General features: G+C 62.2%; 14 protein-coding genes. 9 read left to right on the top strand and 5 right to left on the bottom strand.

The features are described from left to right. Nucleotides 1-38: 38 nt before the first annotated feature. Both lldD and DN388_RS19295 read right to left on the bottom strand, forming a co-directional pair. Complete coding sequence (lldD, locus tag DN388_RS19300) at nt 39-1,184, bottom strand: FMN-dependent L-lactate dehydrogenase LldD (RefSeq protein ID WP_043863842.1); 1,146 nt, start codon at nt 1,182-1,184, stop codon at nt 39-41. Between the two features lie 68 nt (nt 1,185-1,252). After that, on the bottom strand, nt 1,253-2,920 hold the full coding sequence (locus DN388_RS19295) for a lactate permease LctP family transporter (protein WP_043863841.1): 1,668 nt from the start codon (nt 2,918-2,920) through the stop codon (nt 1,253-1,255). Between the two features lie 253 nt (nt 2,921-3,173). Here DN388_RS19295 and DN388_RS19290 point away from each other — a divergent pair, with 253 nt between their 5' ends. After that, complete coding sequence (locus DN388_RS19290) at nt 3,174-3,941, top strand: GntR family transcriptional regulator (RefSeq protein ID WP_043863840.1); 768 nt, start codon at nt 3,174-3,176, stop codon at nt 3,939-3,941. A 99-nt stretch (nt 3,942-4,040) separates the two neighbouring features. On the opposite strand, the gene smpB is transcribed toward DN388_RS19290, so the two are convergent. Continuing rightward, nucleotides 4,041-4,523 (bottom strand): SsrA-binding protein SmpB, encoded by a 483-nt coding sequence (gene smpB, locus DN388_RS19285; RefSeq protein ID WP_043863839.1) that lies wholly within the window; start codon nt 4,521-4,523, stop codon nt 4,041-4,043. A gap of 170 nt (nt 4,524-4,693) precedes the next feature. On the opposite strand from smpB, the gene DN388_RS19280 reads away from it, so the two are divergent. Next, entirely contained in the window at nt 4,694-5,128 is a 435-nt protein-coding gene (locus tag DN388_RS19280) for a type II toxin-antitoxin system RatA family toxin (protein ID WP_043863838.1), read from the top strand. Further along, nucleotides 5,121-5,432 (top strand): RnfH family protein, encoded by a 312-nt coding sequence (locus DN388_RS19275; protein ID WP_078481341.1) that lies wholly within the window; start codon nt 5,121-5,123, stop codon nt 5,430-5,432. The genes DN388_RS19280 and DN388_RS19275 overlap by 8 nt, the downstream gene beginning before the upstream one ends. A 57-nt stretch (nt 5,433-5,489) precedes the next feature. Here the strand turns inward: DN388_RS19275 and DN388_RS19270 are convergent, their stop codons facing one another. Next, the gene (locus DN388_RS19270; protein ID WP_043863836.1) at nt 5,490-6,014 is read right to left on the bottom strand and encodes an outer membrane protein assembly factor BamE; all 525 of its coding nucleotides are present in this window, start codon (nt 6,012-6,014) and stop codon (nt 5,490-5,492) included. Nucleotides 6,015-6,111: 97 nt separating this feature from the next. On the opposite strand from DN388_RS19270, the gene fur reads away from it, so the two are divergent. Beyond that, nucleotides 6,112-6,516 carry a ferric iron uptake transcriptional regulator gene (gene fur, locus DN388_RS19265; protein WP_043863835.1) on the top strand — a complete coding sequence of 135 codons (405 nt, stop codon included), beginning with the start codon at nt 6,112-6,114 and terminating at the stop codon, nt 6,514-6,516. Between the two features lie 109 nt (nt 6,517-6,625). On the opposite strand, the gene recN is transcribed toward fur, so the two are convergent. Then, on the bottom strand, nt 6,626-8,299 hold the full coding sequence (gene recN, locus DN388_RS19260; protein WP_054916543.1) for a DNA repair protein RecN: 1,674 nt from the start codon (nt 8,297-8,299) through the stop codon (nt 6,626-6,628). 229 nt (nt 8,300-8,528) lie between these two features. On the opposite strand from recN, the gene grpE reads away from it, so the two are divergent. The 5 genes from grpE (at nt 8,529) to carA (ending at nt 14,640) form a co-directional block, all read left to right on the top strand. Next, nucleotides 8,529-9,083, top strand: a complete 555-nt coding sequence (grpE, locus tag DN388_RS19255; RefSeq protein WP_043863833.1) for a nucleotide exchange factor GrpE — start codon at nt 8,529-8,531, stop codon at nt 9,081-9,083. 102 nt (nt 9,084-9,185) lie between these two features. Further along, nucleotides 9,186-11,102 (top strand): molecular chaperone DnaK, encoded by a 1,917-nt coding sequence (gene dnaK, locus DN388_RS19250; RefSeq protein ID WP_043863832.1) that lies wholly within the window; start codon nt 9,186-9,188, stop codon nt 11,100-11,102. 192 nt (nt 11,103-11,294) lie between these two features. Continuing rightward, nucleotides 11,295-12,419 carry a molecular chaperone DnaJ gene (dnaJ, locus tag DN388_RS19245; RefSeq protein WP_043863831.1) on the top strand — a complete coding sequence of 375 codons (1,125 nt, stop codon included), beginning with the start codon at nt 11,295-11,297 and terminating at the stop codon, nt 12,417-12,419. Nucleotides 12,420-12,432: 13 nt separating this feature from the next. Then, nucleotides 12,433-13,236 carry a 4-hydroxy-tetrahydrodipicolinate reductase gene (gene dapB / locus DN388_RS19240; protein ID WP_058540555.1) on the top strand — a complete coding sequence of 268 codons (804 nt, stop codon included), beginning with the start codon at nt 12,433-12,435 and terminating at the stop codon, nt 13,234-13,236. Between the two features lie 267 nt (nt 13,237-13,503). Then, nucleotides 13,504-14,640: a glutamine-hydrolyzing carbamoyl-phosphate synthase small subunit gene (gene carA / locus DN388_RS19235; protein ID WP_043863829.1), complete on the top strand. Its 1,137-nt coding sequence runs from the start codon at nt 13,504-13,506 to the stop codon at nt 14,638-14,640. Nucleotides 14,641-14,661 lie beyond the last annotated feature (21 nt).

The following is a 14,661-nucleotide window of genomic DNA, read 5'->3' as shown; positions in this document are numbered from 1 at the left end:
GCGTGCCCCGGACAATCAGGCGGTGATGGGGCAGGCGGTCAGGCGCCGAATTCGCGTACCAGCGAATCGCGAGTGATCTCGCTGATGGACTTGGCGCCGGTCAGCACCATGGCCACGCGCATTTCCTTTTCGAACAGGTCGAGCAGGTTCTTCACGCCCGCTTCGCCTGCGGTGGCGAGGGCATAGAGGAAGGCACGGCCGATCAGTACGGTGTCTGCGCCCAGGGCGATCATGCGCACCACGTCCAGGCCGCTGCGGATACCGGAATCGGCAAGGATCTTCAGGTCGCCCTTGACCGCATCGGCGATGGCCGGCAGGGCACGGGCGCTGGACAGCACGCCGTCGAGCTGGCGACCGCCGTGGTTGGACACCACGATGCCGTCGGCACCGAACTTCACGGCGTCGCGCGCGTCGTCCGGGTCGAGAATACCCTTGATCACCATCGGGCCATCCCAGAACTCGCGGATCCATTCCAGGTCCTTCCAGGAAATCGACGGGTCGAAGTTGGCGCCCAGCCAGCCGATGTAGTCGGCCAGGCCGGTGGGGCTACCGCGGTATTTGGAGATGTTGCCCAGGTCGTGGGGCTTGCCCAGCAGGCCTACATCCAGCGCCCACTGGGGGTGGGTCATGGCCTGCCACATGCGCCGCAGCGGTGCGTTAGGGCCGCTCATGCCAGAGTGGGCGTCACGGTAGCGTGCGCCGGGTACGGGCATGTCCACGGTGAACACCAGGGTGGTCACGCCGGCGGCCTTGGCACGCTCCAGGGCATTGCGCATGAAGCCGCGGTCCTTGAGCACATAGAGCTGGAACCACATGGGCCGGTCGATGGCCGGGGCCACTTCCTCGATCGGGCACACCGACACGGTCGACAGGGTGAAGGGGATGCCCTTGGCCGCCGCGGCACGTGCCGCCTGCACCTCGCCGCGCCGGGCGTACATGCCGGTCAGGCCGACCGGTGCCAGGGCCACGGGCATGCTCAGGGTTTCATCGAACAGGCGGGTCTCGAGGCTGAGCTCGGACATGTTCTTCAGAACGCGCTGGCGCAGGGCGATGCTGGCCAGGTCTTCGACGTTGTGGCGCAGGGTGTACTCGGCGTAGGCGCCGCCGTCGGCGTAGTGGAACAGGAAGGGCGGCAGCTTGCGTTGGGCTGCGGCGCGGTAGTCGGTAGAGGCTGAAATGATCATGGTGTCTCGCAGCGTCGGTTGAAAGGGGCAGCTGCCGGGCGCCCTTGGGGCGCCCGGCCTCTTTCACTTTAGTGAACCAGCATGCCGGTCAGCCAGTACGCCTGGATCAAGGTGATCAGGCCGACGATGGTGGCGAAGAACAAGCTGTGCTTGAGGGTGAAGCGGAACAGGTCCGACTCTTTGCCAACCAGCCCGGTGGCCGCGCATGCCACGGCGATGGACTGTGGCGAGATCATCTTGCCGGTAACGCCGCCGCTGGTGTTGGCGGCCACCAGCAGGGTGTCGTTGACCCCGATCTGGTGCGCGGTGGTGGCTTGCAGCGAGCTGAACAGCGCGTTGGACGAAGTGTCCGAACCGGTCAGGAACACGCCCAGCCAGCCAAGGAACGGCGAGAAGAACGGGAACGCTGCGCCGGTGCCGGCCAGTACCAGGGCCATGGTCGACGACATGCCCGAGTAGTTGGTGACGAAGGCAAAGGCCAGCACCATGCCGATCGACAGGATCGGCCAGCGCAGTTCGAAGAAGGTTTCCTTCAGCGTGGTCAGGCCGGTCTTGAAGTTGATCTTCAGCACCAGCATCGACAGCAGCGCGGAGAAGAAGATCGCGGTACCGGTGGCCGAGATCGGGTCGAGCTTGAACACCGCCGGCATGGCGGTCGGGGCGGCGACGATCGGCGCGGTCTTGATCACCAACTGGTCAAGGTGCGGGATGGCGAAGTTGAACACCCAGCTGTACATCGAACCACCGGCGGCAAAGGCTGCCTTGAATGGCTTGAGGGTCCAGATGGTGACCAGCACGGTGAGGATCAGGAACGGCGACCAGGCCTTGAAGATCTCGCCAAAGCTGTAAGGCGAAGGCTGGCTGCCGCCACCGTTGACCACGGCTGCACCAACGCTGCCGGTGGCGGTGGTCATCGAGCGCTTGGGCTGCCAGACCTTGAGGAACAGGGTCAGGGAGATCAGGCTGGCCAGTGCCGAGGTGATGTCCGGCAGTTCCGGGCCGATGAAGTTGGAGGTGAAGTACTGGGTGACGGCGAAGCTCAGGCCGGCCACCAGGGCTGCAGGCCAGGTCTCCTTGACGCCGCGCAGGCCGTCCATCATGAACACCAGCCAGAACGGCACGAACAGCGACAGCAGCGGCAATTGACGGCCGGTCATGGCGCCGATCTTGAAGGCGTCGATACCGGTGACCTGGCCGGCCACGATGATCGGGATACCCAGGGCGCCGAAGGCCACCGGGGCAGTGTTGGCGATCAGGCACAGGCCGGCGGCGTACAGCGGGTTGAAACCCAGGCCCACCAGCAGTGCAGCGGTAATGGCCACGGGTGCGCCGAAGCCTGCCGCGCCTTCCAGGAAGGCGCCGAAGCAGAAGCCGATCAGCAGAACCTGCAGGCGCTGGTCGTCGGTGATCGACAGCACCGAGCTGCGGATCACTTCGAACTGGCCGCTCTTGACCGTCAGTTTGTACAGGAACACCGCCGCGACGATGATCCAGGCGATGGGCCACAGGCCATAGGCAAAACCGTACCCGGCAGCAGCCAGGGCCATGTCGGCGGGCATCTGGAAGGCGAAGATGGCGACCAGGATCGACAGCGCCAGCGTGATGCTGCCTGCCACATGACCCTTGAGGCGGAACACGGCCAGCGCCAGGAAGAAGAACACGATAGGGATGACTGCCGCCAGGGCGGACAGGCCGAGACTACCAAGCGGACTATAGAGTTGTTGCCAGGTTTGCATATGGGGTGGCCCCTAATTGTTGTTGGTCATGCAGTGGCATTGGCTAATTGGTCATACCAATTTACAATGTCGAGCCGCTAGGTTAAGAGCCCTGTGGTGGGTGTGTCAATTTGCCCCGCTAAAACTTTCGTCGGACGGTTGAAAAAAGGTCGGCTGAGCGGCTTCGAAATTCGCCAACTGGTGGGTGTGGCGTGGGCACCGATAGGCCAAAATAGGCGGCCCCGAACGAACTCGGGATTGTGGAGAGCATGTGATGGTTTTCAACCAGGTCCGCCAACGCCGTTTGTCCGACGATATCGTCGAGCGGCTTGAGGGGATGATTCTTGAAGGCACCTTGACCGCCGGTGAGCGGTTGCCGGCCGAGCGGCAACTGGCCGAGCAGTTCGGGGTGTCACGCCCGTCGTTGCGCGAGGCGATCCAGAAGCTGGTAGCCAAGGGCATGCTGGTGAGTCGACAGGGCGGCGGCAATTATGTTGCCCAGTCGATGGGTTCGACGTTCAGCGACCCCTTGTTGCAATTGCTGGAGAACAATCCGGAGGTCGAACGCGACCTGCTGGAGTTTCGTCATACGCTGGAGGCGTCGTGTGCCTATTACGCCGCATTGCGTGCCACCGCGGTGGATCGCGAGCGGTTGAAGGTGGCGTTCGATGCGCTGCAGGACTGTTATGCGCGTGCCGATGAGGTGAGCCGAGCCGAGGAAGGGGCGGCGGATGCGTCGTTCCACCTGGCGATTGCCGAGGCCAGCCATAACGCGGTGCTGCTGCATACCATTCGCGGGTTGTTCGACCTGCTCAAGCGCAACGTGGTGACCAACATCGGCGGTATGTACAAGCAGCGCAGCGAGACCCGCGACATGCTGATTGCGCAGCATCGGGACCTGTACCTGGCGATTGTCGAAGGGCGTGCGCAGGATGCACGGGAGGTGTCGAGCCAGCACATTCTGTATGTGCAGGAGGTGCTCGAAGAGGTACGTCAGGAAGTGCAGCGGGTCGCGCGGGCAGAGCGGCGCAACGGGCGCTAGACAAGTGTTGCGGCTTTCGCCGGCAAGGCCGGCTCCTACAGGGTTTCGCTTGGCCTGTAGGAGCCGGCTTTGCTGGCAAAGTGGCTAGAGCAGGCGTGCCTACTCGTCGCGGCCCTTGCTGCGCACGGCGCGCTGCAACTCGCGATCGGAATCACGCTCGCGCTGGGTATCGCGCTTGTCGTATTCCTTCTTGCCCTTGCCCAGGGCAATCTCGCACTTGATCAAGTGCTTGCTCCAGTACATCGACAAGGCCACGCAGGTATAGCCCTTCTGCTGTACGCCCACGAACAGGCGCTCCAGCTCGCGGCGATTGAGCAGCAGTTTACGGGTACGGGTCGGGTCGGCGATCACGTGGGTGCTGGCTGCGGTCAGGGGGGTGATATGGCAACCCATCAGCCATGCTTCACCGTCCTTGAGCAGCACGTAGCTGTCCACAAGATGCGCCTTGCCGGCACGCAGACTTTTTACTTCCCAACCGGACAGGACCAATCCGGCCTCGAACTTGTGCTCGATGAAGTAATCGTGACGCGCCTTTTTATTCTGCGCGATGGTCCCTGTCGGATGCTTCTTTTGTTTAGCCATAGGGGCGGCATTATAGGCAGTCGTCGCGCTGTCGGCTACGGGGTAGCGGTACGCTTGAGCCGTTGGAGTGAATCCCGGACAATACGCGCTGTTTTTCCTCTTGATGCGCTATGTGGCGCCCCTCGGCATTCGCATCGTGTTTACCGCTCAGCTTTGGAAGTGACGCCTGGATGACTACCCATATTCAACGTTCGGCACTGTTGCCGTACCCCGCTCAGGCGCTGTATGACCTGGTGAATGACGTCGCCCGCTATTCGGAATTTCTGCCGTGGTGCTCCTCCAGCACGGTGCTGGAGCAGAGCGAGACCCTGATGCGTGCGCGAGTCGAGGCGGCCAAGGGCGGCATGAGCCAGAGTTTTGTAACGCGAAATGAGTTGGTGCCAGGGCAGTCCATCGAGATGAACCTTGAGGAGGGGCCGTTCAATCAGCTGCACGGGCTGTGGACGTTCAAGGCACTCGGCGACAAGGCCTGCAAGATCAGCCTGGATCTGTCGTTCGATTACGCCGGGCCGCTGGTGCGCGCCACCCTGGGGCCGATCTTCAACCAGGCGGCCAACACCCTGGTGGATGCGTTCTGCCAGCGGGCCAAGCAACTCAATGGCTGAGCCGATGCTGCCCATCGAAGTGGTCTACGCCACCGCCGAGCAGCAGCTGTTGCTGGCGCTGGAGGTGCCGGCGGGTACGTCGGTGAGCGAGGCAGTTCGCTTGTCGGGCATCGCCGGGCAGTTGCCGGGCGTGTCGATCGGGGATTGCCCGATGGGTATCTTTGGCAAGGTGGTTGCGTCGCAGCATCCGGTCGAGGCGGGTGATCGGATCGAGCTGTATCGGCCGCTGCTGATCGACCCCAAGGAGGTGCGCAAACAGCGCGCGGCCAAGGTAGCCAGGGTGTTCAAGAAGGCCAAGCGGTGAAACGCCGCGCATGAAAAAGCCCGGAATGATCCGGGCTTTTTATTGCCTGCGCCTTGCTTACTGCGGCGAGGTGTCCAGCGGTTCCGGCACTGGAACCGGGATGACTTCGATGGTATCGACGTCGCGCTGGATCGTGTCTTCCAGCGAGCCAGGCTTGGCGGGGGCTTCCTGCTTGGCAGGTGTCTCGCCTTCGGCAGGGCTGACAGTGGTGCCCGCTGCGCCGCCAAGGATTTCCTGATCGCGGCTCACACCCGGCATGAAGTCACCCGACAGGCTGGCGAGCTGGTCGTTCTCGTTGAAGAACACGCTCATCCGTTCCTGCTGGCGCTCGCCCCCACCTGGTTGCAGACTGTACAGGTAGTCCCAACGGTTGGTGTGGAAGGTGTCCTGGATCAGAGGGTTGCCCATGATAAACCGTACTTGCCGGCGGGTCATTCCCGGCCGCAATTGGTCTATCATGTCCTGCGTGACGACATTGCCCTGCTGGATGTCGATTTTGTAAACCCCGGGGAACGAGCAACCGGCGAGTGCGAGCAGTCCCACAAAGGTGAGGCTGGTTAGCAAGAGCTTGGTGTTTTGCATCGGTGGGCGACTTCCACTATCTTGGCTGGACAACGTAAACCCCGATCATACCCGTATTCAGAGAAGCTGCGAAGCAGCATCGGCGAGAAAGCTGACCATGGTTGAAAATAGCGAATTACGCAAAGCCGGTCTCAAGGTGACCCTGCCTCGAGTCAAGATTCTACAGATGCTCGACTCCACCGAGCAGCGCCACATGAGTGCTGAAGACGTCTACAAGGCGTTGATGGAGGCAGGCGAGGACGTCGGTCTGGCCACGGTTTACCGTGTTCTGACCCAGTTCGAGGCGGCAGGTCTTGTCGTTCGTCACAACTTCGACGGCGGTCATGCAGTGTTTGAACTGGCCGACGGCGGCCACCACGACCATATGGTCAACGTGGAGTCTGGCGAAGTCATCGAGTTCTTCGATGCCGAAATTGAAAAGCGCCAGAAGGAAATCGTGCTGGAGCACGGCTACGAGTTGGTAGATCACAATCTCGTGCTGTACGTGCGCAAGAAAAAGTAAGCACTTTGCTTTGAATTTGCACGGCATTGAAGGCGACCCTGGGGTCGCCTTCGTGCTTTGTGGGGGCTGTAATGTTGTACGCCGGCAAGGCCGGCTCCTGCGGGGGCACTCAGGCTTTGCTGGTGACGACCATCTTTCTGGCATGCGCCAGCGATTCCTTGGTCAGGTCGATGCCGCCCAGCATGCGCGCCACTTCTTCGACCCGCTCACGTTTGCCCAGGCTCGCCACCGCCGTATGGGTCGCATCGCTGTTGCGCACCTTGTGCACGAACAGGTGATGGTGGCCCTGCGCGGCTACCTGCGGCAGGTGGGTGACCGTCAATACCTGCCCACGCTCGCCCAGGCGACGCAACAGCTGCCCCACGATTTCCGCAGTCGGGCCGCCGATACCCACGTCGACTTCGTCGAACACCAGGGTCGGAATGCGCGAGGTCTGAGCGGTAATGACCTGGATCGCCAGGCTGATCCGTGACAATTCACCCCCGGAAGCCACCTTGGCTAGTGCCTTGAGCGGCTGGCCGGGGTTGGCGCTGACCAGCAGTTCGACCTGCTCCAGGCCCTGGGGCAACAAGTCTTCGCCACTGTTGGGGCGAAGTTCGATGCTGAAGCGTCCGCCAGGCATGCCCAGGCGCTGAATCTCAAGCTCCACCGCGCCAGCCAGCTGGGTCGCGGCCTGCTGGCGCAGGCGGCTCAGCTCCGAGGCCTTTTCCTGGTAATGGCGGGCAAAGGCGGCAAGTTCGTCACCCAGTCGGGCAATGGACTCGTCGTTGGCGTTGAGGCCTTCGAGCTCCTCCATCAAGCGTTGCTGCAGGTCGGCCAGCTCGCTGGGGTGCACGCGGTGTTTGCGCGCCAGGGTGTACAGGGCGTCGAGACGTTCTTCCAGCTGCTGCAGCCGCGCGGGGTCGGCGTCGAAATGGTCGAGGAAGCGGTTGAGCTCGCCCACTGCTTCTTCTACCTGAATCTGCGCACTGGCGATCATGTTGGCCGCCTCGGCCAGCGCCTTGGGGGCATTCTGTACGGCGGTCAGGCGATTGAGGCTGACGGTCAGCGCACTGAGCACATTGCCCGAGTCGCTCTCGCTGCAATGGTCGATGACCTGGCGGCAGATACCGAACAGGGCCTCTGCATTGGTCAGGTTCTTGTGTTCCTGTTCCAGCAGCTCAAGTTCGTTTTCGCCCAGGTTGAGGTTTTCCAGCTCTTCGAGCTGATAGCTGAGCAACTGGTGCTGCGCGCGCTGTTCGTCCCCGGAATTGCTCAGCCGCTCGAGCTCCTGGCGGGTCTGCCGCCAGCGCTGCGCCGCCAGCTGCACCTGGCGTGCAAGGTCAGTGGCGCCGGCGTACTCGTCGAGCAGGCGGCGATGGGTGTCGGTCTTCAGCAGCGACTGGTGTTCGTGCTGGCTGTGGATGTCGATCAGCAGCTCGCCCAGGGCCTTGAGGTCGCCCAGCGGGCAAGGCGTGCCGTTTATATAGCCGCGGCTGCGGCCTTCGGCGGTGATCACCCGGCGCAGTATGCACGGGCCGTCGGTGTCCAGGTCGCGCTCGGCCAGCCAGGTACGGGCCTCGGGAATGTCGCCCAGGTCGAAGGTGGCCAGGATGTCGGCCTTGTCTGCCCCGGGGCGCACCACGCCGCTGTCGGCGCGATCACCCAGGGTGAGGCCGAGGGCGTCGAGCATGATCGATTTGCCGGCCCCGGTTTCACCGGTGATGACGCTCATCCCGCGGGCGAGTTCGAGGTCCAGGTGTTCGACGATGGCGTAGTTGTGTACGGAAAGATGCACCAGCATTGGGGCGGCTCCCAGGCGTAAGGTCTGGTTATTTATACAGTGTTTTGAAATCGCCTGACAATGCTTGTGCTTAGTTTGATTCGGTTGCTCGGTGAGGGTTTTGATCGCAAGGGGTTATGAGGGTAATGCTGCGGACTGTTCATCAGCCCTTGAAGCTGCATTTTCAGACCCCATATAGCCGGCAGACGTGCGAGTAAGTTCGCTGACGAAATTGCAAAGGAGAGATTTTATGGCTGACGAACAGACGCTGGATGAACAGAATCTGAACGCCGAGGCGGCCGGCGATGAGCTGAGCACGCGCGTGCAGGTGCTCGAAGAGCAACTGGCGGCGGCCCAGGATCAATCCCTGCGCACCGCCGCAGACCTTCAGAACGTGCGCCGTCGCGCCGAGCAGGATGTCGAGAAGGCGCACAAGTTCGCCCTTGAGAAATTCGCTGGTGACCTGTTGCCGGTGATCGACAGCCTTGAGCGCGGCCTGGAGCTGTCCAGCGCCGAAGACGAGAGCATCCGCCCGATGCGTGAAGGCATCGAGCTGACCCTGAAGATGTTCCACGACACCCTCAAGCGCTACAACCTCGAGGCGATCGACCCGCACGGCGAACCGTTCAACGCCGAACTGCACCAGGCCATGGCCATGCAGGAGAGTGCGGACGTCGAGCCCAACAGCGTGCTCAAGGTGTTCCAGAAGGGCTACCAGCTCAATGGGCGTCTGCTGCGCCCGGCCATGGTCGTGGTCAGCAAGGCTCCGGCTCCGGTTTCGCCCTCGATTGACGAGAAGGCTTGAAATTAGCCTGGCGGCCCCCATTTAAGTGTCAAGCGTTTAAGTGCTACCGCAGTTGGCAACCACCGCTGCGGCAACCAAATCCAAAGTTTCGGGAGAGTTAACATGGGCAAAATTATCGGTATCGACCTGGGGACCACCAACTCCTGTGTCTCCATTCTGGAAAACGGCAACGTCAAGGTCATCGAGAACGCCGAAGGCGCTCGTACCACCCCTTCGATCATTGCCTACGCCAATGACGGCGAGATCCTGGTCGGCCAGTCGGCCAAGCGTCAGGCGGTGACCAACCCGCACAACACCCTGTACGCAGTAAAGCGTCTGATCGGCCGTCGTTTTGACGAAGAAGTCGTTCAGAAAGACATCCAGATGGTCCCTTACAAGATCGTCAAGGCTGACAACAACGACGCCTGGGTGGAAGTGAACGGCCAGAAGATGGCTCCGCCTCAGATCTCGGCTGAAATTCTGAAAAAGATGAAGAAAACCGCCGAAGACTATCTCGGCGAGGCAGTGACCGAAGCGGTCATCACCGTACCTGCCTACTTCAACGACAGCCAGCGTCAGGCTACCAAGGACGCCGGTCGCATTGCCGGTCTGGACGTCAAGCGCATCATCAACGAACCGACCGCAGCCGCACTGGCCTACGGTATGGACAAGGCCAAGGGTGATCACACCGTGATCGTCTACGACCTGGGTGGCGGTACCTTCGACGTGTCGGTGATCGAGATCGCTGAAGTCGACGGCGAGCACCAGTTCGAAGTACTGGCTACCAACGGCGACACCTTCCTGGGTGGTGAAGACTTTGACATTCGTCTGATCGACTACCTCGTCGACGAATTCAAGAAAGAAAGCGGCATGAACCTCAAGGGTGACCCGCTGGCCATGCAGCGCCTGAAAGAAGCTGCCGAAAAAGCCAAGATCGAGCTGTCCTCGAGCCAGCAGACCGACGTGAACCTGCCGTACATCACTGCAGACGCCACCGGTCCTAAGCACCTGAACGTGAAGATTTCCCGCGCCAAGCTGGAATCGCTGGTCGAAGACCTGGTGCAGCGCACCATCGAGCCATGCCGCATCGCGCTGAAAGACGCCGGTATCGACGTGAGCAAGATCAACGACGTGATCCTGGTCGGCGGTCAGACCCGCATGCCACTGGTGCAGAAGCTGGTGACCGACTTCTTCGGCAAGGAAGCACGTAAGGACGTGAACCCTGACGAAGCTGTGGCCATGGGTGCTGCCATTCAGGGCGCCGTACTGGCTGGTGACGTGAAAGACGTGCTGCTGCTGGACGTCAGCCCGCTGACCCTGGGTATCGAAACCATGGGTGGCGTGATGACTGCGCTGATCGAGAAGAACACCACCATCCCGACCAAGAAGTCGCAGGTGTTCTCGACGGCCGACGACAACCAGGGCGCCGTGACCATTCACGTGCTGCAGGGCGAGCGCAAGCAAGCTGCGCAGAACAAGTCGCTGGGTAAATTCGACCTGGCCGAGATTCCGCCAGCACCACGTGGCGTACCGCAAATCGAAGTGACCTTCGATATCGACGCCAACGGCATCCTGCACGTAGGTGCCAAGGACAAGGCGACCGGCAAGCAGCAGTCGATCGTGATCAAGGCCAACTCGGGTCTGTCCGAGGAAGAAATTCAGCAGATGGTGCGTGACGCTGAAGTCAACGCCGAGGAAGACCGCAAGTTCGAAGAGCTGGCCGCTGCCCGCAACCAGGGTGACGCGCTGGTTCACTCGACCCGCAAGATGGTCGCCGACGCCGGTGACAAGGTAACCGCGGACGAGAAGGCTGCTATCGAAGCTGCCGTTGTCGCCCTGGAAGCCGCTGTCAAAGGCGACGACAAGGCTGCCATCGAAGCCAAGGTCGAAGAGCTGTCGAAGGTCTCCGCGCCAGTGGCTCAGAAGATGTACGCCGAGCAGGCCGAACAGCCTCAGGGCGGTGCTCAGCCAGAAGCTGAAGAGCCCAAGCACGACGACGTGGTCGACGCTGAGTTCGAAGAAGTAAAAGACAACAAGTAATAGCTACAGGTTGTCGCCCGGTTGACTGCTGTTCGGCAGTGACTGGTAGGATGTCGCCGCGCGGGGGCTTGCTCCCGCGTTGGCGTGTCTGGAATACCCGAATTTTTACAGCATTCGAGCGCGCTTGAATGCTGGCGGCACAGCGCGGTATGCGCCGAGGTATGCCGAACGTCCTCAAGAGTGCAAAGAATTATGGCAAAGCGTGACTATTACGAGGTTCTGGGAGTCGAGCGCGGCTCGAGCGAGGCCGACCTGAAGAAGGCCTATCGTCGCCTGGCGATGAAGCACCACCCGGACCGTAATCCTGATGACAAGGCCTCGGAAGAGCTGTTCAAGGAAGCCAACGAGGCTTACGAAGTGCTCTCCGATGCCAGCAAGCGTGCTGCGTATGATCAGTATGGCCATGCCGGTGTCGATCCGAGCATGGGTGGTGGCGGTGCCGGTTTCGGTGGCGCCAACTTCTCCGACATCTTTGGTGATGTGTTCAGCGACTTCTTCGGCGGTGGCCGGGGCGGTGGCCGCGGTGGCGCTCAGCGTGGCAGCGACCTGCGCTACACCCTCGAGCTGAACCTGGAGGAGGCCGTGCGCGGCACCACGGTCAACATCCGTGTGCCGACGCTGGTCAACTGCGCACCGTGCGATGGCTCGGGTGCCAAGAAGGGCTCGTCGCCTTCGACCTGCCCGACCTGCGGCGGTATTGGCCAGGTGCGCATGCAGCAGGGCTTCTTCTCGGTGCAGCAGACCTGCCCGCGCTGTCACGGCCAGGGCAAGATCATCACCGATCCGTGCGATTCGTGCCATGGCGAAGGCCGTGTCGAAGAGTACAAGACCCTCTCGGTCAAGGTGCCGGCCGGCGTCGATACCGGTGACCGCATTCGCCTGTCGGGCGAAGGCGAGGCAGGTTCCCAGGGTGGCCCGACCGGCGACCTGTACGTGGTGATCAATGTGCGCGAGCACCCGATCTTCCAGCGCGACGGCAAGCACCTGTACTGTGAAGTGCCGATCAGCTACACCGATGCGGCGCTGGGTGGCGAGCTGGAAGTGCCGACCCTCGATGGCCGGGTCAAGCTGAAGATCCCCGAGGGGACCCAGACCGGCAAGCAGTTCCGTCTGCGCGGCAAGGGCGTTGCGCCGGTGCGTGGCGGTGGCGCGGGCGACCTGATGTGCCGGGTGGCGGTAGAAACGCCGGTCAACCTGAGCCGTCGTCAGCGTGAGCTGCTCGAAGAGTTGCGTGTTTCGCTGGATGGCGACAGCTGCCATTCTCCCAAGGCCAATGGCTGGTTCGAAGGCGTGAAGCGCTTCTTCGGCGATCTGTAAGAAGGAACAGGGCATGCGACGTATAGCGGTAATGGGCGCGGCAGGGCGGATGGGCAAGACCCTGATCGAGGCAGTGCAGCAGACGCCGGGGGCGGGCCTGACCGCCGCCGTGCATCGTCCGGACAGTACGCTGGTCGGGGCCGACGCCGGCGAGCTGGCGGCGCTGGGGCGTATTGGTGTGCCGCTGTCGGGTGATCTGGATCGGGTGGTCGACGAGTTCGATGTGCTGATCGACTTCACCCATCCTTCGGTGACTTTGAAGAACCTGGCGTTCTGCCGCAAGGCGGGCAAGGCGATGGTCATCGGCACCACCGGTTTCAGTGTTGAAGAGAAGCAACTGCTGGCCGAGGCGGGCAAGGACATCCCTATCGTGTTTGCCGCCAACTTCAGCGTTGGCGTCAACCTCAGCCTGAAGCTGCTGGACATGGCGGCGCGTGTGCTGGGCGACGATGTGGACATCGAGATCATCGAGGCCCATCACCGTCACAAGGTGGATGCGCCGTCGGGTACCGCGCTGCGCATGGGCGAGGTGGTGGCCAATGCACTTGGCCGTGACCTGCAGGAAGTGGCCGTGTATGGCCGGGAAGGCCAGACCGGTGCGCGGGACCGCAAGACCATCGGCTTTGCCACCGTGCGTGCCGGTGACGTGGTGGGTGACCACACCGTGCTGTTCGCCGCTGACGGCGAGCGCCTGGAGATCACCCACAAGGCCTCCAGCCGCATGACCTTCGCCAAGGGTGCGGTACGTGCCGCGCTGTGGCTGGATGGGCGTGCGCCGGGCCTGTACGACATGCAGGACGTGCTCGACCTGCGTTGATCGCTGCATCAGGGGCTGCCATGCGGCCCCTTCGCCGGCCTCCCTGGCCGAGCGTTTGAAACAAGCGACTTTCTGTCGCATTCCCATGCCTTTCAGGCACATCAGTGGTAGACCGAAAAAGCCTTTTTCTGTAAGCTACAGCTTTAGTGTGTCCACTAAAAGCGCGCAGATAATTCGACGAAGAAAGCGGGGTGACGTGTCTATACGTCATTCCGCTTTTTTGCAACCTGCGATCGCCCCTTCAGGCTTTATTTTTGGGAGGTCTTCTTGACTAAGCCAGCCATACTCGCCCTTGCCGATGGCAGCATTTTTCGCGGTGAGGCCATTGGAGCCGACGGTCAGACCGTTGGTGAGGTGGTGTTCAACACCGCAATGACCGGCTATCAGGAAATCCTGACTGACCCTTCTTACTCGCAGCAGATCGTTACCCTGACCTACCCGCACATCGGCAACACCGGCACCACGCCGGAAGACGCCGAGTCCGATCGGGTCTGGTCGGCCGGCCTGGTCATCCGTGACCTGCCGCTGATCGCCAGCAACTGGCGCAACACGATGTCGCTGTCCGATTACCTCAAGGCCAACAATGTGGTGGCCATTGCCGGTATCGACACCCGTCGCCTGACCCGCATCCTGCGTGAGAAGGGCGCGCAGAACGGCTGCATCCTGGCTGGCGACAACATTTCTGAAGAGGCGGCCATCGCAGCCGCGCGCGGCTTCCCAGGCCTGAAGGGCATGGACCTGGCCAAGGTCGTCAGCACCAAGAGCCGCTACGAGTGGCGCTCCAGCGTGTGGAACCTGAAGACCGACAGCCACCCGACCATCGACGCCGCCGAGCTGCCGTACCACGTCGTGGCCTACGACTATGGCGTCAAGCTGAACATCCTGCGCATGCTGGTCGAGCGCGGCTGCCGCGTCACCGTGGTGCCGGCGCAAACCCCGGCCAGCGAAGTGCTCGCGCTCAACCCCGATGGCGTGTTCCTGTCCAACGGCCCGGGCGACCCCGAGCCTTGCGACTACGCGATCCAGGCGATCCGCGAAATCCTCGAAACCGAAGTGCCGGTGTTCGGTATCTGCCTGGGCCACCAGCTGCTGGCCCTGGCCTCCGGTGCCAAGACCGTCAAGATGGGTCATGGTCACCACGGTGCCAACCACCCGGTCCAGGACCTGGACACCGGCGTGGTGATGATCACCAGCCAGAACCACGGTTTCGCGGTAGATGAAGCGACCCTGCCAGGCAACGTGCGCGCCATCCACAAGTCGCTGTTCGACGGTACCCTGCAGGGCATCGAGCGCACCGACAAGAGCGCCTTCAGCTTCCAGGGTCACCCTGAGGCGAGCCCGGGCCCGACCGACGTCGCGCCACTGTTTGATCGTTTCATCGATGCCATGGCCAAGCGCCGCTGAGCACCCCCCGGAGGCAGCCCT

This window comes from Pseudomonas sp. S12(2018), assembly GCF_024355235.1.
GTDB classification, from domain to species: Bacteria; Pseudomonadota; Gammaproteobacteria; order Pseudomonadales; family Pseudomonadaceae; genus Aquipseudomonas; species Aquipseudomonas palmensis.
This window is presented reverse-complemented; position numbering and strand designations above follow the sequence as displayed.

Excerpts from the sequence above, each read along its gene's own strand:
- lldD (WP_043863842.1), bottom strand. The coding sequence starts at position 1,184 with ATGATCATTTCAGCCTCTACCGACTACCGCGCCGCAGCCCAACGCAAG.
- DN388_RS19295 (WP_043863841.1), bottom strand. The coding sequence starts at position 2,920 with ATGCAAACCTGGCAACAACTCTATAGTCCGCTTGGTAGTCTCGGCCTG.
- DN388_RS19290 (WP_043863840.1), top strand. The coding sequence starts at position 3,174 with ATGGTTTTCAACCAGGTCCGCCAACGCCGTTTGTCCGACGATATCGTC.
- smpB (WP_043863839.1), bottom strand. The coding sequence starts at position 4,523 with ATGGCTAAACAAAAGAAGCATCCGACAGGGACCATCGCGCAGAATAAA.
- DN388_RS19280 (WP_043863838.1), top strand. The coding sequence starts at position 4,694 with ATGACTACCCATATTCAACGTTCGGCACTGTTGCCGTACCCCGCTCAG.
- DN388_RS19275 (WP_078481341.1), top strand. The coding sequence starts at position 5,121 with ATGGCTGAGCCGATGCTGCCCATCGAAGTGGTCTACGCCACCGCCGAG.
- DN388_RS19270 (WP_043863836.1), bottom strand. The coding sequence starts at position 6,014 with ATGCAAAACACCAAGCTCTTGCTAACCAGCCTCACCTTTGTGGGACTG.
- fur (WP_043863835.1), top strand. The coding sequence starts at position 6,112 with ATGGTTGAAAATAGCGAATTACGCAAAGCCGGTCTCAAGGTGACCCTG.
- recN (WP_054916543.1), bottom strand. The coding sequence starts at position 8,299 with ATGCTGGTGCATCTTTCCGTACACAACTACGCCATCGTCGAACACCTG.
- grpE (WP_043863833.1), top strand. The coding sequence starts at position 8,529 with ATGGCTGACGAACAGACGCTGGATGAACAGAATCTGAACGCCGAGGCG.
- dnaK (WP_043863832.1), top strand. The coding sequence starts at position 9,186 with ATGGGCAAAATTATCGGTATCGACCTGGGGACCACCAACTCCTGTGTC.
- dnaJ (WP_043863831.1), top strand. The coding sequence starts at position 11,295 with ATGGCAAAGCGTGACTATTACGAGGTTCTGGGAGTCGAGCGCGGCTCG.
- dapB (WP_058540555.1), top strand. The coding sequence starts at position 12,433 with ATGCGACGTATAGCGGTAATGGGCGCGGCAGGGCGGATGGGCAAGACC.